This is a genomic window from Methylophaga sp. UBA3192 (assembly GCA_002363955.1).
Lineage (GTDB): Bacteria > Pseudomonadota > Gammaproteobacteria > Nitrosococcales > Methylophagaceae > Methylophaga.
The window spans coordinates 78,039-100,836 of record DEXE01000004.1; the positions used below are offsets into that span (position 1 = coordinate 78,039).

A 22,798-nucleotide genomic window follows, 5' to 3' on the forward strand; every position below is an offset into this window, starting at 1 on the left:
ATTATGAGTCGTTACGGCGTTGAAGTAGCTGATAATACGCCCATAGGCCCAGCAACAACAAAATGCATATTAATAATGGCCATTGCCCCAGTCGCACATAGGGGGTAATACCATCCCGGGGCTGAATCTCTCCTGTCAGCACTGCCAGTTCAAATTGTGGACTTTGCTGCTGCAGTTTGCCCCTGTGATCGATAAACGCAGAAATACCATTGGTGGTCACCCGCAAAATCGGCCTGCCAGTCTCCAGTCCCCGACTGCGTGAAATCTGTAAATGCTGGTGCGGTGCAAACGAATCGCCATACCAGGCATTATTAGTGGCATTTATCAGCAGGGTTGACGCTGGTACGGTGTCTCTCACCTCTGATGAAAATGCATCTTCATAACATATCGATACACCAACAGGCTGTCCGGCCAGCAACATTTGTGGCTGATCCGCTGATCCGGGGACAAAGGCCGACATCGGTAAATCAAAGAATTTGATCAAACCACGTAACGTTTCAAACGGCACATAATCACCAAACGGAACCAGATGGCGTTTATGATAAAACACCGGCGTGTCGGTCAGACTGACCATGCTGTTGTAGTAGTCTTCGCCATTTTCGTCCAGCACCGGCAGTCCGAGAAGAATATCGGTATTTTGCGAACGCGCTTCGCGACCCAAGGGTGCCAGATAACCTTCATCTATTTGATGATAAAACGCGGTTGCCGCATTTTCAGGCCATACAATCACATCCGCATCCCAGTGCTGGCGACTCAAGTCAGCATAGAGTTGTAAGGTATTTCGCAATTGCTGCGGGTCCCATTTAATCTCCTGCGGCACATTACCCTGAATTAATGCTGCTTTAATCGGCTCACCGGTTGGTTTTGTCCATTCAACCGACTGCAATGCAAAAGCACCGCCCCAAATCACTAAAGGCAGTAATAAAAGCGACCATTTACGCTGAGAAATCACCACCGCCAAACTACCGGCAGTCAATGCCACCAGCCAGGAAGCCCCATGCACACCAATTAACGGAATCATCCCGGCAAGCGGGCCTTCAATTTGTCCGGTGCCAACTTCAAGCCAAGGAAACCCCGTCAAAAACCAGGCTTTGAACCATTCAAACAACAGCCAGCTGACAGGCAGTAATATCAGGAAATCTTTCGCCGTAAGTCTCGAACCAGTTAGACGCTTCAGCAACCATCCCAGTGCACCAATCATTGCCCCCAAAGCAATGACAAATAAGGCTGTCAGTAACCCTGCAAGAAATACACTGGCCTGACCGAACACATGGATGGCGACATACACCCAGGAAACGCCGACGCCAAACATGCCGATGCCAAACAAACTACCACGCCAGAAGGCTTGTCGCGGAGTGACATGCTGCCAACTCAGAAATAAAACAAGCAGGCTCATCACCGCCAATGGATAAAAATGAAAGGGTGCCAGGCTAAACGGCAGAATGGCACCGGCAATCAATGCTGCCCAGCGACCAAATGCACCTTGCCAAGCAATCTGCCCGGGGTTTGTCATTATTCCGTTTCGCTATCGCTATCGCTATCAGTAACTTCGGGTAAAACTACCATACGCAACAAATGCACACGACGTTTATCAGCCCGTAGCACAGTAAACTCGAACTGACCGATGGTCACCTGCTCACCACGGCCAGGCAAATGACCGAATTGATTCACTACATGGCCTCCAACGGTATCAAAGTCATCGTCACTCCACTCCGTTTCGAAGTACTCATTAAAGTCTTCGACAGGTGTCAGTGCTTTTACAGTGAAGGTGTTTTCATCACGCTGTAAAATCGGTGCATCGTCATCCACATCATGCTCGTCTTCAATTTCACCCACGATTTGTTCCAACACGTTTTCGATGGTGATCATGCCTGCCACGCCACCATATTCGTCGACAACAATGGCCATATGATTACGACGGGCACGGAATTCACGTAACAGAACATTTAATCGCTTACTTTCCGGGATAAATACGGCCGGACGTAATAATTCGCGCAAATCAAAATTAAACTCACCAGAGCTGACAACAGCTGAAAGCAGATCTTTGGCCAGTAAAATGCCGATGACATCATCCCGATCATCATCAATCACCGGAAACCGGGAATGCGAGGTTTCGGTCACCAGCTTCAATGTTTCTTCTGCTGGCGCATCTCTTGAAACCATCACCACCTGAGAACGCGGGATCATGATGTCGCGTGCCTGCATTTGCGAGACACTCAAGGCACCTTCGACAATCGACAAGGCTTCAGCATCAAGAATATGTCGCTCGGAAGCATTGCGTAACAGTTCAATCAGCTGTTCCTGGTCTTTTGGCTCCAGAAACAGATTACTTAATTTTCGCACCCAGGAAACTGGACTGTCTGAGCGACTCGGTCGTCCCTCACTCATGATGTAACCCTCTGCTCTATATAAGGATTTTTGATCTCAAGTTTATCTAAAATACGGATTTCCAACGATTCCATCAGCTCGGCTTCATCGTCTTCAATATGATCATAACCAAGTAAATGCAAACAGCCATGTACGACCAGATGTGCCCAGTGATCTTGCAGCACTTTATTCTGCTCGGCGGCCTCTTTTTCAACCACGTTTACACACAACACCAAATCACCTAACAACATAGGTTCCAGCGGCACGGGTGACTCGAAGGGGAAGGATAAAACATTGGTGGGATAATTTTTGCCACGATAGTCGTTATTCAATTCGGCACTTTCTGCTTCATCCACCAGACGAATACTTAATTCACAGTCTTCATTGACTTCGGCCAGCGCTGCGCTGGCCCAGCGTTGGAATTGTTGTTCTGATGGAACATCTGCATCAGTAGCCTGCTGCAAATCAATGATGACGTTCACGACTTGGTTTCAGCCTTTTCATAGGCCAGGATAACTTTTTGCACCAATGAATGGCGCACCACGTCTTTAGCCTGGAAGAAAGTAAAACCGATACCATCAATATCTTTTAAGACTTCAATAGCATGACGCAAACCCGAACGGGTTGAGCCCGGTAAATCCACCTGCGTAATGTCACCGGTTATCACCGCTGTGGAGTTATACCCCAGTCGGGTCAGAAACATTTTCATTTGCTCAACCGTGGTGTTCTGCGCTTCATCAAGAATAATAAAAGATTCATTCAATGTACGACCACGCATATAGGCAAGCGGCGCCACTTCGATGACATTACGCTCGATCAGCTTGGCAACTTTTTCAAATCCCAGCATTTCATAAAGCGCATCAAACAATGGACGTAAATAGGGATCAACCTTCTGAGCCAGATCCCCGGGCAGGAAACCAAGTCTTTCTCCGGCTTCAACAGCAGGTCTGACCAACACAATTCGTCTGGCAAAATCACGTTCCAGTGCTTCTACCGCACAGGCGACTGCAAGATAGGTTTTACCGGTTCCGGCGGGTCCCACACCAAAGTTAATGTCATGGGTCATGACGCGACGCAGATAGGCCTGTTGATTTTCGCCACGCGCCTTGATCAAACCGCGCTTGGTTTTGATAGTGACTTCTTTTTCTTCCTCAAAACCGGTGGTTTCAGTGCCGCCTGATTCGCGAATAGCCAAGTGAACCTGTTCGGGTTCTATAATGGATTGTGCGGTATCGGCATACAGCGCGTGAATCACTTCCTGTACTTCAGTCAGCATTTCCGGCTTGCCAATAATCTGGAATTTTCCACCACGATTATTAATTTCCACACCAAATCCACGTTCCATCATCCGGATATGTTCATCCAGGTGACCGCACAAATTGGCTAATCGGGGGTTGTCCGCAGGACTTAATTCAAAGCTTATCGAGTCAACTGTTACAGTTGGAGTGACCACAAATTTGATTCCATAAAGGAGTTATAAGATAACGCTATCAGCAAGAAGTTCACCTCGCAAGGAATTGGTGTGTGCCTCTGTGACTCGCACATCGACAAACTTCCCCACCAGCGCAATATCACCGGGGAAATTCACTACCCGATTATTTTCTGTTCGTCCGGCAATTTCTGCTGCATCACGATGTGCAGCCCGCTCTACCAATACACGTTGCACCGTGCCGAGCATGGATTCACTGACCGCGTTTTCAAGTTCACGTAAACGATCCTGCATAATTTGCAGGCGTTGTTTTTTCTCTTCTTCAGAGACTGAATCATTAAACATCGCTGCCGGTGTACCGGGACGCGCGCTATAGATAAAACTGAAAGAATGATCAAAACCGATCTGGTTAATCAACGCCATCGTTGCATTAAAGTCTTCTTCAGTCTCATTCGGGAAACCGACAATAAAATCACTCGACATACTGAGGTTCGGGCGGATTTTTTTCACTCGCTCAATTTTTTCAACATATTGCGCGACGGTATGACCACGTTTCATCATCGCCAGAATGCGATCCGAACCGGACTGTACCGGTAAATGCAAATGATTGACCAATTGAGGGATTTCGGCAAATGCTTCAATCAATGAGTCAGAAAACTCCACCGGATGCGAGGTGGTAAAACGGATACGTTCAATGCCATCTATTGCAGCAACGTAGTGCATCAGTAACGCCAGATCAGCGGTTTCATCATCTTCGATAATGCCACGATAGGCATTCACGTTCTGGCCAAGCAGATTGACTTCACGCACACCCTGCGCAGCCAATTGTCGAATCTCCCGCAGCACGGCCCCCACAGGACGACTGACTTCTTCACCGCGGGTATACGGTACGACGCAGAATGTGCAGTACTTGCTGCAACCTTCCATGATAGAAACAAACGCTGTTGGGCCATCCGCTTTTGGCGCTGGCAGATTGTCGAATTTCTCGATTTCAGGAAACGAGATATCAATTTCCGGTTTATTATTTTTTCTGACGTCATCCAGCATGGTGGGCAGACGATGCAGGGTTTGCGGCCCAAAGATCAGATCCACATAAGGCGCGCGTTTACGAATCGCTTCACCTTCCTGACTGGCCACACAGCCACCGACACCGATCACCAGATGCGGTTTTTTATCCTTCCAGCGTTTCCAGCGACCCAGTTGATGAAAAACTTTTTCCTGAGCTTTTTCGCGGATCGAACAGGTATTGAGCAACAACACATCCGCTTCTTCAGCGATATCGGTTGTTTCCAGTTGATGCGACGCAGCAAGCACCTCGGCCATCTTGTTCGAGTCGTACTCGTTCATCTGGCAACCAAAGGTTCTGATAAAAAGTTTTCCGGCCATAAAATCAGTTAGTGATAAAGGGCGCACAGCATACGCTTTTTTACCTACTTAGTACAGACAAGTGATTGTTTTTTCAGGGGCAAAATAGTGGCTTTAAAAAACCATGATCCCTCCACACACAACTATCAGATAGCCACTCGCATACAGGCACTCCAGAATCCTCAGTTGCCAAGCAATTTTGGTCAAGAATATCTGAACTGAACATTTAGTCAGGTCGACGCTGACTATTAAGATAATTCCAGGCCTTTTCACACTCCGGCAGATCGTAAAACAACGGCGTTTGAGCACCGCCCTGATTGCCATAATCACTGTAAAAACGATCACAATACTCCTGGCTTCGATCCCACTGCGCAACGCATTCTGCTGCATATTTTTCACGTACAGGTTTCAGTTTCTCCAACCTCGCTGCTTCGCAAGCCTGATTAAGTTGTTGCTGGAGAGCCTGACGATCTTCAGCAATGGCCTGATTTACCAAGATACTCAGAGTTACGCTGAGTAATAAAAAAACGGTTCTCATAGGCTTATCCTGTCATCAAATGAAATAAGTCGTTTTGACTTACATTAATGCGCTTATATCTGGGACTTTTATAGTGGAACCGCTTTTATTCAACATTGTTGTCATTGCAATCACATTCCCTGTCTGGATACCCATTTCTCTGTGAAATATTACTGTTGAAAAATACGTTCAACAAATTCTAATCCAGCACCCCATCAGTAGATAACCATGCACGTTAATTCCGTAAAGCGAACCAAAAAGCCATTGATGGTGCCCTCAAAAAAGCCGAATCTACTGATACCAGAATGGGCATTGCCGTAGTAGATTCCGGTGTTGCGCTGAAAGCATTCTATCGCATGGATGATGCCTGGGTAGGCAGTATTGATATTCCCACCAAAAAAGCCCGTACGCCGTTTATTTCGGCATACCCAGTGGAGAAACAGGTCAACTGTCTCAGTCCGGTCAGCCTTATATATGGTATTGAGCATTCAAACGATGGCATGATTACTTTTCCGGGGGGCGTACCGATTGTCGATGATGAAGCATTTATGTCGGGCGCGATAGGTGTAAATGGCAGCTCAGTCGAAAACGATGATCTGGTCGCTCATGCAGGAGCCGAAATCATCAGTGTCTGTGATTTGCCGGAACATCTATGGAGAACATAAATAAAATAATTAAAGGAGAGAGAATATGAGTTCCAAACTTTTAGGCATTATCTTGTTAGTTGTCGGCGTTATTCTGCTGATTTTCGGTTGGAATGCTTCACAGTCTTTAGGCGATCAGGTCACTGAAACACTTACTGGCCGTTTTACCGATGAAACCATGTGGTTCATCATTAGTGGTGCTGTAGCTGTGGTAGTGGGCGCTTTTTTAGCACTCGGCAAAAAATAAATTTTAAGATGCCATCGACTCATAAATCAGGCAATGGCAATTATGCAAAAAGCACAACCCGCAAAGCTGTTAAGATGTGAAGCCAAAGCAGGCTAACTGAAAAAGCCCCCATTACTGGGGGCTTTTTTATCCACACGAGTACTTCATCATGACTGAACAAACCTTTATTAAAGGCAAAGACAGCGATCTGGAAACCAGCATCGCCACCATGCAGGCCAAATTAAAATCGTTTGGTTTTGATATCGAAGAAGCCTCCTGGCTCAATCCGGTCAGTAATGTTTATTCTGTGCATATCCGCGATAAAACCTGTCCTTTAATGTTTACCAATGGCAAAGGCAGCAGTGAAAAAGCCTGTCTGGCCAGTGCTTTGGGCGAGTATTTCGAACGGCTTAGCTGCAATTACTTTTTTGCTGATTTCTATCTGGGCGAACATCACAGTAACAGCGAATTTGTGCACTATCCCAATGAACGCTGGTTTGATATTGATGGTGATGAGATGCCGGAAGGCTTGATGGATGAAAGCCTGTGGAAATATTTTGATCCGGAAAATGAACTGACGCCGGATATGTTGTTTGATACCAACTCAGGTGATGGCGAACGCGGTATCTGTGCCGTGCCTTACCAACGTTTGCGTGATGGTGAAATCCGTTACATTCCAGTCAATGTGATTGGCAATATTTATGTCAGTAATGGCATGTCAGCCGGTAATACGCAGAATGAAGCCCGTGTTCAGGGTTTGTCTGAAGTGTTTGAACGTTATGTGAAAAACAAGATCATTGCCGAAGGGCTTTGCCTGCCAGAAGTCCCTGATGAAATACTTAACCGTTTCCCAAAAATCCAACAGGCCTTACAGGAATTACGTGATCACGGTTATCACCTGCGAGTAGCTGATGCATCACTGGGCGGTCAGTTTCCAGTAATGTCCGTGACATTAATTAACCCAAAAGATGGTTCAGTGTTTGCCTCGTTTGGCGCACATCCGAGTTTTGAAGTGGCATTGGAACGTACCGTCACCGAATTATTGCAGGGCCGCGGCCTGGATCAGCTGGATGTATTTCATCCACCAACATTTGATTTGGATGAGGTCGCTTCGCCTGCCAATCTGGAAATGCATTTTATTGATTCCAGCGGTTACATCTCTAACGACTTTTTCCGCGAAACGCCTGATTACGATTTCTTCGATTGGGATTATGATGATGCCACCGCCGATGAGTTCAAATTCCTGACCGACAAAATCCACGGCTTGGGTTTTGATATCTATATTGCCGATTACCATCATCTGGATGTCTATGCCTGCCGCATTCTGGTACCAGGCATGTCCGATATTTATCCGGTCGATGAATTAGTTTGGGAAAACAATAATGAAGGCGCTTTATTCCGCGAAGATTTCCTGACCCTGAAAGATGGCGATGCTGAACTCTGGCAGGATATTCTGGATCGTCTGGATGAAGGCGGTTATAACGATCAGACTCCGGTCGCCCCGTTTATTGGTCTCGCGCCGGATCCCGGTACTTTATGGGCCGAAATTCGCCTCGGCGAACTCAAAGCCATGCTCTATCTGGCATTAGAAGATGAAGAAGCTATCGACTGGATTGACTGGTGTCTGGCTTTGGATCAGGCCAGCGAAGAAAACATTTTGTTTTACCGTTGCCTGAAGGCACTGCTGGAAATCAAATGGGATGATGAACGCGATTACGCTGAATACAGCAAAGGCCTGGCTTTGATGTACGGTCAACAAAATGTTGATGATGGCATTCAAATCGTCGAAGGTGAAAAACTATTCCACAACCTGCATTGCCCTGGCCTCAGCCTGGTAGGTTTTGAGCGGCATAATGCCTTACTGGCTGGTTATGAAAAACTCCAACATGCCAAGCGTACCAACTGGAAATAAACTGCGCTGAAATACACCTTATCCAAAATGAAGGCCAGACTGATTGCTGGCCTTTGATTTACCGTTTTACCATGATATTCACTGCTGCATCGCTTGATCCGCCAACGATAGACCGGCACCTTCGTAGACTTCAAACACTTCATCAGCGCCCAGATTTTTCAGCCGCTCAACTTCATCAGAATATTCAACAATGGCCGCAACGCGACCTTTAAAATCCCGTCCTCGCAATTGTTTAAGCGCATAGACATTACCGGCATGATGCGGCATTGCCAGTACCACCAGTTGCACCTGATCACTCACCAACAATTTGTCCCAAAAATCAGAATCCACTGCATCGCCTTCAACGATTTGATAATCCTGACTCAAGCGTTCCACTTTGTTTTCATCGTTGTCGATTCCCAGCACATTCAAATTATATTTTTGCTGCAGCCGTTGATAGGTGCCACGGCCAATTTTGCCCATGCCCAAAATAACCACCTGTGCGCCATTTAATTCAATAGGTTTGTCATGTGGATGTAATTCAGCCGCAGGCACTTCCTGCAATCGATTACGGCTTAATTGATAGAGACGTTCGTTATAGTTGTTCAATATCGCAGCCACCACAAAACTCATCGCGACTGATAACGATAAAATCACTAACCAGTCACTGTTCAACCAGCCTTGAGTCATCGCTAAAGCCGTTACGATCAAGCCAAATTCGGAGTAATTGCTCAGTGTCATCGATGCTAATACTGAGGTGCGGACCCGTAATTTAAAGCGGGGAAATATCACCACAAATAGCACGGTTTTCAGGGGTAACAATACTAACAATAACAATGCCAGCCCAACATGCTCCCAATTGGGTAATGCCGTCAGACCGATCGACAGGAAAAAGCCGACCAGAAACAGTTCTTTAATATTAAATAAAGATCGTGCCAGATTAGCCGAGGTTTTGTGAGGCGCCAGCAGAATTCCCATGATTAAGGCACCGAGATCGCCTTTCAAACCCACCAGTTCAAACAGCTTATAGCCGAGCACTAACGCAAGGACAAAACCAAACAATACCTGCATTTCGCCATGACCGAGGCGATCCAGTAATTGACGTAGAAATGGGGCTGCAGGGATCAATAAGAATAATGTTAATGCCCAGACTGAAGGCAAACTGCCCGTAGTGGCTGACAGGAAAATCACGGCAAAAATATCCTGCATGATCAAGATACCAATCGCCACCCGTCCGTAAAAAGATTGGGTTTCACTGCGCTCTTCCAGCACTTTGACAGCAAATACCGTACTGGAAAACGATAAGGCAAACGCCAGAATGACAATGGCTGTCCAGTCTGTCGATTGCATCAGCATGATACCGGCGAATTTGAGCAAGCCCAGAATCAGCACAAATAACACGCTGGACAAGGTGATATGCAAACTGGCAACGCCCCACACTTCCGATTGTAATAAAGTGCGGATATTGAGCTTCAAACCGATGGTAAACAGTAATAAGGTCACACCAAGATTGGCGACAGCCTCAAGCGTCGGCGTGAGCGTATAGCCCGAATAATTGAGCAAAAAACCTGCTACCAGAAATCCGGCCAACGGTGGCAGGCGTAAAATCATTGCCAGCAGACCACCTGCAAAGGCATAAATAAAATAGGCCGGTTCCACGATGTGACTCCCCTGTCTGATGAGCGATTGCAAGCCAATCGTCATATTGAGTTAAAGGGTAATCATACCTGACAAACTTACCTTTCAGCGCATTGCCAACGGATTGTTAAACACGTTTTTATAAAATGTTCACTACGCCTGTTATCACTGGGTTTTCAGGCTATTTGCCATCCCACATTACATCCGCATTAGCGTCAATGGCGGCTTTTAAAAGGTTGATTAATGGCAATGCCCGCTGCGACAAACCTGGCTTGAATTCACCCTCTTTAGGATCCTGTTCTGCCGCTTTACTTGAATCGACGGCTTGTTGCAGATTCGATAAAGCTGATGGTAAGTCACGGGGCTGAAAGGCTCCCGGAACAGTGCCACTGTGGCCCATTATTTTCAGCATATCTTTGGCCACATCACCCATCATGGTGATATTGGAATAGGCTTTGGTGCTAAAGGTGACGACCATTACTTTCTCCAGTTGGTGAAATTTTTCATCGAGCAAATAACCAGGCTATGGTAAGTGCAATCAACAACAAAACGACGGAGACCACACTGCCAATTCGTCGAGCATAGATATGCAACATATAAACTCCTTACACCAGATTAAAACGTTCAGAATACATACGACAGATATTGACGCCGCGTTTTCGTAATTCGGGTTCCACCAGATCCATCATTGGTGGTGGTCCGCAGACAAAATAATCAATATCCTCTGCATCTTCAGGCAGATATTCGTCCAGCAAATCTCCATCAACGTAACCGGACTCGCCCATCCAGTCATCGGATGGATCAGAAAGTACATGAAACACCTGAAGCGGCAATTTTTGGGTAAACGCTTCCAGTGTATCGCGCATGATAATTTCATCTTCAGATTTGTTGGCGTATATCAGCCACATCGGGCTTTGATTATGCTCTACCAGTCGGCTGCGGATCATCGACAATATGGGTGTAATGCCGATGCCGCCGACAATAAACACCGCACGGCGTTTGGCTTTTGGATCCATGGTAAAAACCCCGTAAGGGCCTTCCAGAAAGGCCTTATCGCCGGGTTTGACCTTCGCCAGATAATGTGTGAAATCACCTGCTTCCTTGATCACAAATTCAAGATGTCCGGGATTGCTTGAACTGGATGCCATTGAAAATGGATGTTGCTGAATTGAAAACGGCGAACTCCCCAATGTCAGCCAGGCAAATTGACCGGGTTTAAAATTCATTCCCCGATGACCATCCGCAACTAAAATCAGATCGGTTGAATCCGCTCGAGTGTTCTCGGACTCGACTACCCGCCAAGGACGTTTTTGCATTTGATAAGGTCGCCATAAACGGGTTTCCAGCAACAGCAACAATGGAATGGTGATCGCAGCAATGAACAATATCTGGGTTAACCAACCATCAGTATGATGTCTGCCCATTAAGGCATGCCCCAATCCGCCGGCAACCACAAATAATGAAAGGCCCGCATGCACGGTTCGCCAGTTTTCGTATTGCAAACCGAGCTGTTTACGCCACAACGAACTGATGATTAATGCTGTCACCGCCAAAGCCAGTGCATAAACACCGCTGGCCCGCAGCCAGTCTTCAGTGGGATCCAGCCAGGCAATAAACTGCTGATCTCCAGTCATCAGTAATACAGGGTGCGCCAGAATCAGTATCCATGCCGTAATGCCGGTGCGACGATGGAACTGCAGTAAATTATCTTGTCCCACACCAGCAGCAAACCAGCGATGTCTGCCTGAAATTATCAATTGAGTTGCCAGCATACCCAACCCCAGTAACCCCAGCATCGACCCCATTTCCACCAGCAAATCTCGCGGTTCAGGGCGTTCAATACCCATCGCAATCATCATCGGCAACAAGGCAATCAGCAGATACAACAATAACCAGCCTGCAATGGTGATGGGTTTTATCGGCATTCAAATACTCCGATTCCGGGTGAGATGGGCTTACTAAACGAGAGGCAGAAAAGATAAAAAGTGGCTGCTTTAGCAGCACCAACATTACTACACACTAAAGCAGATAACTAACGGTTGTGTGTAACAGGCAGCAAACTCTTTTTGTTATCAATACAAAGCCGGCCAAGAAAACTCACTGCCGGTTTTGTGTTTCATCAACGGTTGAGTCGATTATCTCGGCTCAACCGTGGTTTCATACTCCGGACTGACTAAACGCGGGTCGCCTTTTTCCAGACACAGGAACGTCACATCGTAAAAATATTTCACTTTCTGACGTTTCAAGGTCTTCGTAACCAATACTTCTTGTCCCAGATTCGCACAATATGCACCGGCTTGATCCAGTACAGATGCTTTGGCTGTTGACGCATTCAAATGATCAGCAGAAACCGTATAGGTATCCGGGCCGACTTTTTTGACACCTGATGTTTTCACCGCACAGCCCGATACCAATGCAACTGACGACAAACCTAAGATTAGCGCAATAATTTTCATTCTGTTCTCCACGATGAATATGCCGTTCAATACTCGGCCATTATCAGCTGTTTATAACGTAATAAACAATGACTATTACAACGCATAAATCCCGGTCAGTCTTTAACCTGAATTTAGTTCTGTTTCGGCTGGCAAGGGCTCTGGTCTTCAGCATCGCTTTTGGTTAGGCTAGCGCTATGCGTCCAACAACCAAAACGTCAGCTGCCATTTTAGTTCGTCCCCGAATTTATCTGGGCAAGGGTTTAGCCATTGGCCCCGGTAAGATCGATTTATTACGAACAGTCGCGGAACTGAAATCGATTGCTGCAGCAGCCAGAAAACTCAGCATCCCCTATAAGCGCGCCTGGGTGCTCATTGATTCGCTAAATCAGGGGTTTGGCAAACCGGTTGTGGAAACGACCAGCGGCGGAAAAGGAGGTGGCGGCGCTTCGTTAACGACTCTCGGTCAGCAATTGGTTGAGAAGTATGATGCACTTGAAAGACGTCTCAATGCTCAAGCTGCCGAAGAATTAGCCGCCGTTCGTGCCTTAACCGATTAGTCTCAATCCTTCGCAAAGTTGTTGTCATAAATAACATGCATTATATTGAGCGTTATGTCTCAACAGACCTAACGAAAGTAGCCCTATTAGTCAGGACAACATGAAGCCTTATAAATTAATCGCCAGTCTGTTTCTCGTGCTGCTTTCAACCCAGGCAATGGCTGAAAAGGCTACGATAGCCGCAGCATCTGATCTCAAATTTGCCATTGAAGAAGTCGCCGCTTTATTTGAACAGCAAACCGGTCAGCAACTGCGTTTGGTGTTTGGTTCATCTGGCAACTTCAAAACCCAAATCCTGCAAGATGCGCCGTTTCATCTGTTTATGTCAGCAGATGAGAGTTTTGTGTTTGAGTTAGCCAAAGCCGGTAAAACTCAAGATCAAGGTCGCATTTATGCGATTGGTCGCATTGGCATCATCGTGCCGCATCAATCACCTTTAAAAGCTGATGGTGAATTAACTGATTTAACGAAGGCTGTAACAGATGGCCGATTACACAAATTCGCTATCGCCAACCCCGAACATGCGCCTTATGGCATGCGGGCTATGGAAGCTTTGCAATATGCCAATCTGTGGCAGAGCATTCAACCTAAACTTGTTTATGGTGAAAATATTTCTCAGGCTGCCCAGTTTGCCACCTCCGGCTCCACTCAGGGTGGCATTATTGCGTTATCTCTGGCACTCGCCCCACAAGTCGGCAGATTGGGTGAGTTTGAATTGATCCCCGAGCATTGGCATCAGCCACTTATTCAACGCATGGTGGTGATAAAAAATGCCCCGCCATCGGCACAACAGTTTTATGACTTTCTCGCCACGCCCAGGGCCCAAAAAATCATGCTGCGTTATGGCTTTGCGATGCCAGATGACTAACCGAGAGCAACGTTAAATGGATTGGCAGGCTTTAACACTTTCATTGCAACTGGCTTTTGTCACCTTACTGGTGTTACTGCCTTTCGGACTGTGGTTAGGCCGTTGGCTGGCACACACTCAGGTTCGTTATAAAGCCTGGATAGAAGGGTTAGTGGTATTACCACTGGTATTACCACCCACGGTGCTTGGTTACTACCTGCTGGTGTCCATGGGGGGTAGTTCGCCCTTCGGCCAATGGATGCAGAATACCTTTGGTATCCAACTTACCTTCAATTTTTCCGGTCTGGTGATTGCCTCGGTCATTTTTAATATTCCTTTTCTGGTACAACCGATTCAACGGGCTTTTGAAGCCATTCCCCGAGAGTTGGGTGAAGCCGCTGCGGTGAGTGGGCTAAGCAAATGGCAGAGTTTCTGGCGCATCGAGGTATTGCTGGCCTGGCCCGGCATTTTATCAGGCATGGTGCTGACTTTTGTGCACACGCTGGGTGAATTCGGCGTGGTATTGATGGTCGGCGGCAGCATTCCCGGCGAAACCAAAACCATCGCCATCTCCATCTATGATCGAGTGCAATCGTTTGATCTTGAAGGTGCCAATCAAATGGCGATGATGTTATTGGCGCTCTCTTTGACCGCAGTCGTGGCATCGTTTTTTGCCTCGGCACGATTGGCGGTAAGACGATGACACACACATCTCCAGCACTTCACGTCTCGGTAGAACAGTCACAGCCTATGCCTCTGAAAGGCAGCTTTCAATGTGAGTCCGGACAGTTATTGGCATTGGTTGGTCCTTCCGGCGCAGGCAAAACCTCGTTGATGCGAATTTTGTCGGGACTGATGCAACCACATCATGGCAAAGTGATTGTCGGTGACGAAATATGGTGTGATACCGACAACCATATTTGTTTGCCGCCGCAGCGTCGCCATGTGGGAATGGTGTTCCAGGACTATGCACTGATGCCGCATTTTGATGCGATTGAAAATGTTTCATTGCCGTTATTACATCTGCCAAGAGCCGAACGAACTAAACAAGCAAAACAGTGGCTTGATCATGTTGGCCTAACTCACGCAGAGCAGCATCGTAAACCGGCGGATTTATCGGGTGGCCAGCAACAACGGGTGGCCGTTGCCAGAGCGTTGGCCCGTGAACCCAAACTGATGTTACTGGACGAGCCTTTTTCAGCCGTCGATCAAATGAATCGCCAAAGTCTTTATCGGCTGTTGGCGGATTTGCGTCGTGAACTGGCCATCCCGATTATATTGGTCACCCATGATTTAAACGAAGCTCGAATGTTGGCCGATCAACTGGTGGTGATTGATAACGGCCACATCCTGCAGCAGGGGACGCCTTCGGCTATTTACAATGCGCCGCGCAACGCGCGGGTGGCCGATCTGGTTGGAATTCATAACCGGTTTTTAGGGGAATGGATTGGTCCATCAGAACAAAGCGGACAAGGATTACTGCGGTGGAAGGGTAAAGGTTTGCCGTTGAACAAACAACCAATACTGTCAGTGCGTGATAAGGGCAGACTACCTGAAGGGCAGCCGGTAAACTGGGTCATTCCGAGTGATGGAATTGCTTTGATAAAAAAGAATGAAATCGCCCGGGAAAATGATTTTCATGCCGAGGTAACCGAATCCCGACATTTAGGTGAAATCAACCTGCTGACATTAACCATTAAAGAAGTACCGGGAGCAGAATTTGTGTTGACCTTGTCTGGATCCTTTCGCAAAAACCTGGCTGTTGGAACAAAACTGGGGATCCGGCTGGACTTGAGCTTAGTTCATGTCATGCCGATTCGTGCCGATGGTAAAGGCAAATCAAAACATCGAACAGAGTATCCACTTAAGCTGTAAGCACAGGCTAATCGGTTACTGATAAAACTCGACAAAAAAACTCACCTGCCCCATCGGTTTTACATGATGCAGGACGGTAGGTTCCACCACGCCAACTCTATCTGAATCCAATTCTATTTCTTCAAAAGGCTGCTGGATGGTGTAAAGCAGCTTGCCACTCAACACGACGATTTTTCCCCAAACGCCTTCTTTAGTCTGATGGCTATTCAGCAAGCCGGTTGGAATCGTACTTTCGTCAAATTCGGGTGTACGTTTATAAGCAACAACATTATCTGGTAGTGGTTTCATCATCTGTACCTCTTATTTCCAGATCGGGCATCACACTGAGTAAAATCAGCAAATTCATTACATTTTAGCGTTATACGTTCACTATATAGTATTCAATTATGCTGTTCTGGCAGATAAAACAGGCAAAATCACCTTTACTCTTCCGAATCCGACAGGATCTCTGTCACTCGACGACGCAAATCCGGCAATAAACGTTCTGCAAACCAGGGATTATTCTTCAACCAACGGTTATTACGCGGACTTGGATGAGGCAATGGCACCCTATCCGGCCAGGTTTCTCGCCAGTCCAACACGTTCTCTGTAAGCGTCTTTTTGCTGTATGGAAAATGATACGCCTGAGCATATTGACCAATTACCAGCGTCAGTTGGAGATCTTCAAACTGTGACAGCAAAGTCTCACGCCATGCCGGTGCACATTCTGGTCGTGGCGGTAAGTCGCCAGACTTGCCGGTTCCCGGATAGCAAAATCCCATCGGTAGAATCGCAATCCGACGATCGTCGTAAAACACCTCCCGTGAGAGGCCCAGCCAGGCTCGCAATCTGTCCCCACTGGCATCGTTAAATGGAATACCGGTTTCATGCACTTTTCTGCCAGGCGCCTGTGCTGCAATCAGGATTCGTGCAGATGGATGAAATTGCACAACCGGCCGAGGCTCAAACGGCAGCTTTTCAGCACAGAGTCGACAATGGCGGATGTCCCTCAGTAATGCAGAAACGGTTGTCATACTGAAAGCAGACAGATCGCCTCGCCTCTGAACAGCCTCAAAAAAATCATCGCCCAACCCAGTGAATAAAACTTAGTCGAGCTCACCACGATGGATATGAATTTCACCGTCAAAGACCTTATGGTTAAGGATCAAGCCCTCAGCAATCTCTTCGAATTTGTATTGATGATCCAAAAACAGTGTTTCAGCATCTTCGTGATCGTCAGGGTCAGCCAACTCGTCTAAGGCAGCAGTAGAGACGATACACGCCACCGTCTGATTATTGACGATGGCATAAAACGTCACATCTTGATCATTCACCAAATATTCACCGGTAAAGTCGATATCCATAACGTCTCCTTAAATTGGTTAAGCTGTAAGCTGCATCTAAACACAAGGAAAAAAGTATTAAAAAACAGGACTTCTTCAGCATACCCTAAGTTGCATCAGATTTTTATTTACGGGTATCGGATATCTCCATTTAATTGGTTTACTGTTATTTGTATTTTTTTCAGTCCTTGCTTTATCGTTGTGGTGAGATTGCTACTGGATCCTAAGATCGCATGCTTATAATGAAACTGAGTCACTAACCAGGATGAACGACTATGTACGAACTGAGTGATTTTCTCAGTACGGTCAGCCAGGATCTGTTTGCACTCGGTATTGCCCTGGCTCTGGGAACCCTTATCGGGTTGCAACGTGGCTGGCACGCCAGGGATAAAGCCGCTGGGCAACGTGTCGCTGGCATCCGAACCCACGCCCTGCTTGGTTTGCTGGGCGGTCTTTCAGTTCAGCTCAGTCGGGAATTAGGTGACTGGATACCCGCTATATTGCTAATTATGGTTGGACTGGCAGGCATGACCGGGCTTTTGATTAAAAACCGGCAACAACAGGATTTCAGCATCACCAGCTGGGTCGGCCAGATGCTAACTTTTTGCTTTGGTGCGCTGGTGGTTGCAGGACAACCAGTGATTGCCGCCGCAGCGGCAGTTGTCACAGCAATAATTCTGGACAACAAAGAGTCCATTCATCGTTTCCTGAAGACATTAGAAGCCAATGAACTGGACGCAGGCCTGAAGCTTTTGCTGATATCGGTAGTGGTACTGCCATTATTACCTGATCAGGGTTTTGGGCCCGGTAATGTACTGAACCCGAGAGAAATCTGGTGGCTGGTTGTGCTCATTGCTGCAATTGGTTTCATCGGTTATTTTGCCATGCGTTTCGGTGGTTCGGAACGAGGCATACTGTTCACTAGTCTGTTTGCCGGACTCAGCTCATCCACCGCGCTGACCCTGCATTTTTCCCGTCTTTCTCGCCAGTCAGACTCAACTCAGCTTAGCCCGCTACTAGCCGCTGGCATTCTCATCGCCTGTGGCACCATGTTCCCTCGGATTCTGCTTTACGCCGCGCTGATTTACCCGCCATTGCTGAAAGATCTGCTGCTCCCGGTCATCATCATGGGCAGTCTTTTATACGGTGCCGCGGCCTGGATTTGGTGGCAACATGCCGGATCGGGAAACGTGACTCAGCCCAAGGGACAGAATCCACTGGAACTGCGGGCAGCCCTGCTGTTCGGCTTGTTACTGGTAGTGATTTTACTGCTTGGAGAGTGGATGAAGAATCTGATGGGTGATGCAGGTATTTATCTGCTGGCAGCCGTTTCCGGACTGACCGATGTTGATGCCATTACTTTATCGCTGACGCGTATGGCGCGTGATGACTTAACTGCCACCACAGCGGTTCTGGCCATCATTATCGCCGCCATGGTCAACAACCTTTTCAAGGCCAGCCTGGCACTCAGCATAGGTAACCGTAGAATCGGGCTTCGAGTATTAATACCAATGCTGTTATCGCTATCAGCAGGCCTGGCCGTGGTCTTATTGAGGATGTGAATTTGTCTGTGTTTTCAGCGGTGTTCATCTCCATGAGACAATTTACTGATTTCAACTGACCTGGTCAGTTAAACCAATCCATGATCATCGATTGGTAACACGCTTTATTGATACTGCTTAGGAAAACTCCCCTAAACGCTATCCCAGAGTGTGTTGTATGAATTTTTTGAAGCTAACACAGTCAAGCCTGATCATCTCAGGGTTTGTTCTATTATCAGGTTTGTATACGTCAGGAGAAACAGTGGCCAAAAACGTCCCGGAAAGCATTGAAACAAAACAGCAGTTTCTCAGCGATCCGTTTTTACAATTACCCACCGAAGATTCGGTCAATGTGGTCTGGTTTACCAACTTTGAAGGGCAAAGCCATCAACTGCACTATGGTGATGGACAGGTTGCTGATGCCAATACCAGCAAAATGACCCGGATGTTTGAGGATGCGGATTCATTCCAACCAGAAGCATATTATGAGACGCTGACCACCCGAAAAGTTTATCGCCACGAAACCACGGCAAGCGGATTGTCCTCTGGCGCCCGTGTTAATTACCTGGTGACCAGCGTTACCAATGATGGACAAACCCTGACCAGCGAAAGCTTTACACTCACACCGCTGCCACAGAAAAATCAGCCGCTGAAAATTCTGCTCACCTCAGATCTGCAATCCAAAGCCAACTCCCCTGCCAATTATCAAAAAGTCGTCGAAACAATTGGTTTACCCGATGCTGTTTTCTTCGCAGGGGATCTGGTGAATATCCCGGATCGGGCTTCTGAATGGTTCGATCAAATTCAAGACGGGGCACCGCCATTCTTCCCCACCATGCAGGGTCGTTATCAGCAAATCAGACCTGACTCAGCCTATAACGGCGGTGAAATTCTGCAACACACCCCATTATTTGCTGCTATTGGCAACCATGAAGTGATGGGGCGTTTTCTGCCACAACAGGCCGATCATCGAATGAATAACAGTTTTAATGATCCGCAACCCCGCTGGTATGCCGAAATCGCTTATGAACAGATAAAACAGCAAATTAACCCTGACAACGACCCACAAATCAAAGCACAATGGATTCTGGATAACTCGCATAATCAGCAAACCTATCTGGAGGTGTTTTCATTTCCGGATGATGGGCCAAACGGCAAGGAATATTACGCCATGGCATTCGGCGATGTGTTTCTTATCTCAATGAATGTCTCCCGGATCTGGCGCTCGTGGAATGTAAGCAGTCAACACCGCAGCATGTTTGTCGAAGCCTTATCAGAGTTGCAAACACCGGACGCATGGGGATTTGGCGAATTTATATTCGAGCGTTTTGATGCCCAGTCACAGCAATACCAATGGCTGGAAGGCGTGTTGCAATCGGCAGCGTTTAAACAGGCGAAATATAAAGTGGTGCTGGCCCATCAAGGCATTTTCGGGCTGGGGGATAATGTCGTCCCGGTGCTTGCCAATCCGCTAATGCAGCTTATAGAAATTGATGATGCTAATACTGAACAGGTTACTGAGCTCAGCTTTCCCATCAGCCCGGCAGATTGGCAAAACATCGTGCAGCCAAAACTGTCATCAATTCGTGAAGTGCGTTATCACTATCCACTCAGCGACGATATCTGGCGAAGGGATATAGAGCCGCTGTTGGTAAAACATGGCGTTGATCTGGTACAGATTGGCCACTCACACCTGTGGAACCGTACCAAGGTCGGTAATATGCATTATCTGGAAACATCCAATGTCGGCAATACCATGGGCGCTTATTTCACCGACCCAAGTGGTGCTTATCCGCATGATAACCGTGCTGCTAAAGCCAATTTCTGGGCTGAACTGAAATCTGAAAATTCACGTTGGAATCCTGCAGATTACGCTGCCAATGGCGATCCACATGGCCGGCAAATGGCCCACCCCAGCGTTTTCAGTCCGATGAACCTACTGGATAAAACGTTTCCGGCATTGCCTTTTGTCACCAGTAATGAACTGACCACCTTTTCCATTCTGGATACCGGCACCGGAACGATCAAAAGTTATGTTTTCGATACCCGTGATCCAGTATCAGCCGTGCAGTTATTTGATGAATTCTCGTTAGGTGACTGAGTTTGTTAATCTAAAAAAAGGTTAAAACGTACTAAGTCCGGTGGTTTCCATCACGCGATAAAGCAGGCGTGGCCAAAACCGCTCGTCGGCATAGGTTGCATAATCCACGCTGTAATGACGATCATCCAGGTTGTTCCAGCGCTCTTCAAACCATCTATGGCCCTGTTGCAGTGGTTCGGCCTCGGCAGGACCGCTCAGAATGACGTTGGTTTCCAGATTAAGATTGTGCAGGTTACGCCGGGTTAAATTGGTTGAGCCAAGCAACATCATACTTTGCCCCTCAGCGCCACGATGCATCAGCCATTTGGCATGGCACTGCTCGCCATGCGTATCACACCAGCGAACGGTAGCACCTGCCTGCATTAGTTCATGAGCCACCGGCCGATTAGGCACACCATTTTTCTCCCGACCAAATGCATCCTTATTGGGATCAAGCAATACACGCAACCTGACCCCTCGCCCAGCTGCCTGTTTAAGCGCTTCAATAATGTCACGATCAGACAGATAGAACATCGCCATATCCAACTGTTCAGCCGTATTTGCTTCATCAATCAGCGCCAGTGCCGCACGCTCGACTGCACGTTCGGTCAGTACCTGAACCGTAAGCTCAGTATTGGTCACATACGACATTTGCGGCAATTCCAATACCGGACGGACATCACCGGAAAATGCCAGCGTAGCGGCCTCGCTGTCAAACAGATCCCAGGCAGCAGCGCCATTGAAACGTAATGCCACATTGCCATGAGCACTGCTGCCATCGTGCGGGTTGGCCGAAGTCACCAGAGCCGTCAGATCCTGCCCCTTATCCGCAATGATCAACTTACGATGGTTCGCCTTGAAATTAAACATAGCGAGATAGCTTCGCAACGAAACCCGGCTCTCACCAAATGGATTGGGCAGCAGCTCGCCTTCACTATTGCCAAAAGGCTGGATGAACAGTCGCCAGATAGCAGAATACGCAGGGTTGCTGTCACGCAAACGGGTCAAATCAGTCAGAGTGACGGGAATGCCAGCGGCTTCCAATTGAGCAAAATGCTGTGAGGGGCGACCGCCATATATAGTGTTGATCGGGTCAGAAATCACCCTGACCTCAAGTTCCGGATAGCGCTGTTTCTGAGCAATCAAAGCGGCGGTTAATTCGCCTGATAAAGGCCGGTGGGTTTCAGTCAGCTGCCCCTGAAAATCGTTAAACAGAAACATATCCACCAGCACGATCCGCCTGGCATCCGCAATCATTTCAAAAATGCTGTCGAATATCTGCTGATCCATATAGCGCTTGCCATCATCGTCGGTGTAAGTTCTGTCAACCAGAAACTGCACCTCGGTGGCGGGACGGGCCTGAGAAAACATATTCAAGCCGGGCGGCAACGGTTTATAAACCTGATAAATCGCTGTGACGACCAGAATGAGCATCATCAGAATGAACAACCGACCCCATAATCGATGCCAGTGATGAGTGTCTCTATCTGAGCTGAATAATATTCTTTGGTGGTGCCTTTTTCTCACTCGCATAATGTAATTCGCTTCAAATCCATCTGAACCCACCACTGACACTGCTTAGTTGAAAGATAATACTTGTTGGCGCCTTAAGTCGGAAGTATCGGCTTAAAAAGACAATTTCATCTGCAAAACTGGGGAATTATTGCTCATCCAGCTCAGCAAGCCGGGCCTCAACCAGCTCAATTATTAACGCTCTGTCGATCTCCCAATCAACGGGAATCTGAAACAGATTTTTCTTTACCACATAGCCACCGTCTTCCAGTTTTGTATTAAACGCCTCCATGACCTGAGTGCTCCATGGAGCCAGTGCAAGATGATTTTTCAATGCTGATACGCCGAAAATGTACTTATCACCTCTGTGAATCTGAGGTACGTTCCAGGCGAGCTTAACTTCCAGATCTGAGAAACTTCTGAGGATAACGTCTATCACCTCTCTCAGCGTGTTTGCTTTTGTCGAATTCAATGACAGTAAATAATCTTCAACTGAACTGAAGTTATTCGAGCCCATACGTCTATTCTTCACTATTTCCATTAACGAAC

Annotated in this window: 24 protein-coding genes; 9 read left to right on the forward strand and 15 right to left on the reverse strand. The window is 47.3% G+C overall.

The genetic code is table 11. The annotated features are described in order from the left end of the window. Position 1: 1 nt before the first annotated feature. The 6 genes from lnt to B2337_RS06130 all read right to left on the reverse strand — a co-directional run bounded on the left by lnt (position 2) and on the right by B2337_RS06130 (position 5,699). Positions 2-1,513: an apolipoprotein N-acyltransferase gene (gene lnt, locus B2337_RS06105; protein ID WP_292414697.1), complete on the reverse strand. Its 1,512-nt coding sequence runs from the start codon at positions 1,511-1,513 to the stop codon at positions 2-4. Next, positions 1,513-2,388, reverse strand: coding sequence for an HlyC/CorC family transporter (locus B2337_RS06110; RefSeq protein ID WP_292414696.1), 876 nt, complete (start codon positions 2,386-2,388; stop codon positions 1,513-1,515). The genes lnt and B2337_RS06110 overlap by 1 nt, the downstream gene beginning before the upstream one ends. Next, complete coding sequence (ybeY, locus tag B2337_RS06115; protein ID WP_292414694.1) at positions 2,385-2,849, reverse strand: rRNA maturation RNase YbeY; 465 nt, start codon at positions 2,847-2,849, stop codon at positions 2,385-2,387. Before ybeY ends, B2337_RS06110 begins: the two co-directional genes overlap by 4 nt. Further along, positions 2,846-3,820 (reverse strand): PhoH family protein, encoded by a 975-nt coding sequence (locus B2337_RS06120; protein ID WP_292361251.1) that lies wholly within the window; start codon positions 3,818-3,820, stop codon positions 2,846-2,848. Before B2337_RS06120 ends, ybeY begins: the two co-directional genes overlap by 4 nt. 21 nt (positions 3,821-3,841) lie before the next feature. After that, on the reverse strand, positions 3,842-5,182 hold the full coding sequence (gene miaB, locus B2337_RS06125) for a tRNA (N6-isopentenyl adenosine(37)-C2)-methylthiotransferase MiaB (RefSeq protein WP_292414693.1): 1,341 nt from the start codon (positions 5,180-5,182) through the stop codon (positions 3,842-3,844). A 205-nt stretch (positions 5,183-5,387) separates the two neighbouring features. Beyond that, positions 5,388-5,699, reverse strand: a complete 312-nt coding sequence (locus tag B2337_RS06130; protein ID WP_292361253.1) for a hypothetical protein — start codon at positions 5,697-5,699, stop codon at positions 5,388-5,390. A gap of 284 nt (positions 5,700-5,983) precedes the next feature. Between B2337_RS06130 and B2337_RS06135 the strand changes: the two genes are divergently transcribed. The 3 genes from B2337_RS06135 (at position 5,984) to ycaO (ending at position 8,460) form a co-directional block, all read left to right on the forward strand. Next, on the forward strand, positions 5,984-6,343 hold the full coding sequence (locus tag B2337_RS06135; protein ID WP_414673661.1) for a GlcG/HbpS family heme-binding protein: 360 nt from the start codon (positions 5,984-5,986) through the stop codon (positions 6,341-6,343). A 25-nt stretch (positions 6,344-6,368) separates the two neighbouring features. After that, a complete protein-coding gene (locus tag B2337_RS06140) occupies positions 6,369-6,569 on the forward strand; it encodes a DUF3185 family protein (RefSeq protein ID WP_292361255.1) in 201 nt (66 codons plus the stop codon). A gap of 148 nt (positions 6,570-6,717) precedes the next feature. Continuing rightward, positions 6,718-8,460: a 30S ribosomal protein S12 methylthiotransferase accessory factor YcaO gene (ycaO, locus tag B2337_RS06145; protein ID WP_292414692.1), complete on the forward strand. Its 1,743-nt coding sequence runs from the start codon at positions 6,718-6,720 to the stop codon at positions 8,458-8,460. Between the two features lie 78 nt (positions 8,461-8,538). On the opposite strand, the gene B2337_RS06150 is transcribed toward ycaO, so the two are convergent. The 4 genes from B2337_RS06150 to B2337_RS06165 all read right to left on the reverse strand — a co-directional run bounded on the left by B2337_RS06150 (position 8,539) and on the right by B2337_RS06165 (position 12,533). Beyond that, a complete protein-coding gene (locus B2337_RS06150) occupies positions 8,539-10,098 on the reverse strand; it encodes a cation:proton antiporter family protein (protein ID WP_292414691.1) in 1,560 nt (519 codons plus the stop codon). 160 nt (positions 10,099-10,258) lie between these two features. Further along, positions 10,259-10,555, reverse strand: coding sequence for a DUF1840 domain-containing protein (locus tag B2337_RS06155; protein WP_292414689.1), 297 nt, complete (start codon positions 10,553-10,555; stop codon positions 10,259-10,261). A gap of 127 nt (positions 10,556-10,682) precedes the next feature. Next, complete coding sequence (locus B2337_RS06160) at positions 10,683-12,002, reverse strand: ferredoxin reductase family protein (RefSeq protein ID WP_292414687.1); 1,320 nt, start codon at positions 12,000-12,002, stop codon at positions 10,683-10,685. A gap of 210 nt (positions 12,003-12,212) precedes the next feature. Continuing rightward, positions 12,213-12,533 carry a hypothetical protein gene (locus B2337_RS06165; RefSeq protein ID WP_292361260.1) on the reverse strand — a complete coding sequence of 107 codons (321 nt, stop codon included), beginning with the start codon at positions 12,531-12,533 and terminating at the stop codon, positions 12,213-12,215. Positions 12,534-12,709: 176 nt separating this feature from the next. Here B2337_RS06165 and B2337_RS06170 point away from each other — a divergent pair, with 176 nt between their 5' ends. From B2337_RS06170 to B2337_RS06185, 4 genes are all read left to right on the forward strand, one after another. Then, a complete protein-coding gene (locus B2337_RS06170) occupies positions 12,710-13,072 on the forward strand; it encodes a winged helix-turn-helix domain-containing protein (protein ID WP_292414686.1) in 363 nt (120 codons plus the stop codon). Positions 13,073-13,172: 100 nt separating this feature from the next. Beyond that, the gene (gene modA, locus B2337_RS06175) at positions 13,173-13,940 is read left to right on the forward strand and encodes a molybdate ABC transporter substrate-binding protein (RefSeq protein ID WP_292414685.1); all 768 of its coding nucleotides are present in this window, start codon (positions 13,173-13,175) and stop codon (positions 13,938-13,940) included. A gap of 16 nt (positions 13,941-13,956) precedes the next feature. Further along, positions 13,957-14,622, forward strand: a complete 666-nt coding sequence (modB, locus tag B2337_RS06180) for a molybdate ABC transporter permease subunit (protein ID WP_292414684.1) — start codon at positions 13,957-13,959, stop codon at positions 14,620-14,622. Beyond that, positions 14,619-15,794 carry an ABC transporter ATP-binding protein gene (locus B2337_RS06185; protein WP_292414683.1) on the forward strand — a complete coding sequence of 392 codons (1,176 nt, stop codon included), beginning with the start codon at positions 14,619-14,621 and terminating at the stop codon, positions 15,792-15,794. Before modB ends, B2337_RS06185 begins: the two co-directional genes overlap by 4 nt. A gap of 15 nt (positions 15,795-15,809) precedes the next feature. Here the strand turns inward: B2337_RS06185 and B2337_RS06190 are convergent, their stop codons facing one another. The 3 genes from B2337_RS06190 to B2337_RS06200 all read right to left on the reverse strand — a co-directional run bounded on the left by B2337_RS06190 (position 15,810) and on the right by B2337_RS06200 (position 17,137). Next, positions 15,810-16,085 carry a DUF1971 domain-containing protein gene (locus B2337_RS06190; RefSeq protein ID WP_292414682.1) on the reverse strand — a complete coding sequence of 92 codons (276 nt, stop codon included), beginning with the start codon at positions 16,083-16,085 and terminating at the stop codon, positions 15,810-15,812. A gap of 131 nt (positions 16,086-16,216) precedes the next feature. Continuing rightward, positions 16,217-16,807, reverse strand: a complete 591-nt coding sequence (locus tag B2337_RS06195; RefSeq protein ID WP_292414681.1) for a uracil-DNA glycosylase family protein — start codon at positions 16,805-16,807, stop codon at positions 16,217-16,219. 72 nt (positions 16,808-16,879) lie between these two features. Further along, positions 16,880-17,137, reverse strand: a complete 258-nt coding sequence (locus B2337_RS06200) for a DUF1488 family protein (protein ID WP_292414680.1) — start codon at positions 17,135-17,137, stop codon at positions 16,880-16,882. A 254-nt stretch (positions 17,138-17,391) separates the two neighbouring features. Between B2337_RS06200 and B2337_RS06205 the strand changes: the two genes are divergently transcribed. Together B2337_RS06205 and B2337_RS06210 are read left to right on the forward strand one after the other, a co-directional pair. After that, positions 17,392-18,678, forward strand: coding sequence for an MgtC/SapB family protein (locus tag B2337_RS06205; protein ID WP_292414679.1), 1,287 nt, complete (start codon positions 17,392-17,394; stop codon positions 18,676-18,678). A gap of 241 nt (positions 18,679-18,919) precedes the next feature. Continuing rightward, a complete protein-coding gene (locus B2337_RS06210; RefSeq protein WP_292414677.1) occupies positions 18,920-20,758 on the forward strand; it encodes a metallophosphoesterase in 1,839 nt (612 codons plus the stop codon). A 21-nt stretch (positions 20,759-20,779) separates the two neighbouring features. On the opposite strand, the gene B2337_RS06215 is transcribed toward B2337_RS06210, so the two are convergent. Then, on the reverse strand, positions 20,780-22,174 hold the full coding sequence (locus B2337_RS06215) for a phospholipase D-like domain-containing protein (RefSeq protein ID WP_292414676.1): 1,395 nt from the start codon (positions 22,172-22,174) through the stop codon (positions 20,780-20,782). Positions 22,175-22,397: 223 nt separating this feature from the next. After that, positions 22,398-22,781, reverse strand: a complete 384-nt coding sequence (locus B2337_RS06220) for an iron chaperone (RefSeq protein WP_292414675.1) — start codon at positions 22,779-22,781, stop codon at positions 22,398-22,400. Positions 22,782-22,798 lie beyond the last annotated feature (17 nt).

Bases quoted from the DNA above. Each gene is read 5' to 3' on its own strand.
- lnt (WP_292414697.1), bottom strand. From the start codon at position 1,513: ATGACAAACCCCGGGCAGATTGCTTGGCAAGGTGCATTTGGTCGCTGG.
- B2337_RS06110 (WP_292414696.1), bottom strand. From the start codon at position 2,388: ATGAGTGAGGGACGACCGAGTCGCTCAGACAGTCCAGTTTCCTGGGTG.
- miaB (WP_292414693.1), bottom strand. From the start codon at position 5,182: ATGGCCGGAAAACTTTTTATCAGAACCTTTGGTTGCCAGATGAACGAG.
- B2337_RS06130 (WP_292361253.1), bottom strand. From the start codon at position 5,699: ATGAGAACCGTTTTTTTATTACTCAGCGTAACTCTGAGTATCTTGGTA.
- B2337_RS06135 (WP_414673661.1), top strand. From the start codon at position 5,984: ATGGGCATTGCCGTAGTAGATTCCGGTGTTGCGCTGAAAGCATTCTAT.
- B2337_RS06140 (WP_292361255.1), top strand. From the start codon at position 6,369: ATGAGTTCCAAACTTTTAGGCATTATCTTGTTAGTTGTCGGCGTTATT.
- ycaO (WP_292414692.1), top strand. From the start codon at position 6,718: ATGACTGAACAAACCTTTATTAAAGGCAAAGACAGCGATCTGGAAACC.
- B2337_RS06155 (WP_292414689.1), bottom strand. From the start codon at position 10,555: ATGGTCGTCACCTTTAGCACCAAAGCCTATTCCAATATCACCATGATG.
- B2337_RS06160 (WP_292414687.1), bottom strand. From the start codon at position 12,002: ATGCCGATAAAACCCATCACCATTGCAGGCTGGTTATTGTTGTATCTG.
- B2337_RS06165 (WP_292361260.1), bottom strand. From the start codon at position 12,533: ATGAAAATTATTGCGCTAATCTTAGGTTTGTCGTCAGTTGCATTGGTA.
- B2337_RS06170 (WP_292414686.1), top strand. From the start codon at position 12,710: ATGCGTCCAACAACCAAAACGTCAGCTGCCATTTTAGTTCGTCCCCGA.
- modA (WP_292414685.1), top strand. From the start codon at position 13,173: ATGAAGCCTTATAAATTAATCGCCAGTCTGTTTCTCGTGCTGCTTTCA.
- modB (WP_292414684.1), top strand. From the start codon at position 13,957: ATGGATTGGCAGGCTTTAACACTTTCATTGCAACTGGCTTTTGTCACC.
- B2337_RS06185 (WP_292414683.1), top strand. From the start codon at position 14,619: ATGACACACACATCTCCAGCACTTCACGTCTCGGTAGAACAGTCACAG.
- B2337_RS06190 (WP_292414682.1), bottom strand. From the start codon at position 16,085: ATGATGAAACCACTACCAGATAATGTTGTTGCTTATAAACGTACACCC.
- B2337_RS06195 (WP_292414681.1), bottom strand. From the start codon at position 16,807: ATGACAACCGTTTCTGCATTACTGAGGGACATCCGCCATTGTCGACTC.
- B2337_RS06200 (WP_292414680.1), bottom strand. From the start codon at position 17,137: ATGGATATCGACTTTACCGGTGAATATTTGGTGAATGATCAAGATGTG.
- B2337_RS06205 (WP_292414679.1), top strand. From the start codon at position 17,392: ATGTACGAACTGAGTGATTTTCTCAGTACGGTCAGCCAGGATCTGTTT.
- B2337_RS06215 (WP_292414676.1), bottom strand. From the start codon at position 22,174: ATGATGCTCATTCTGGTCGTCACAGCGATTTATCAGGTTTATAAACCG.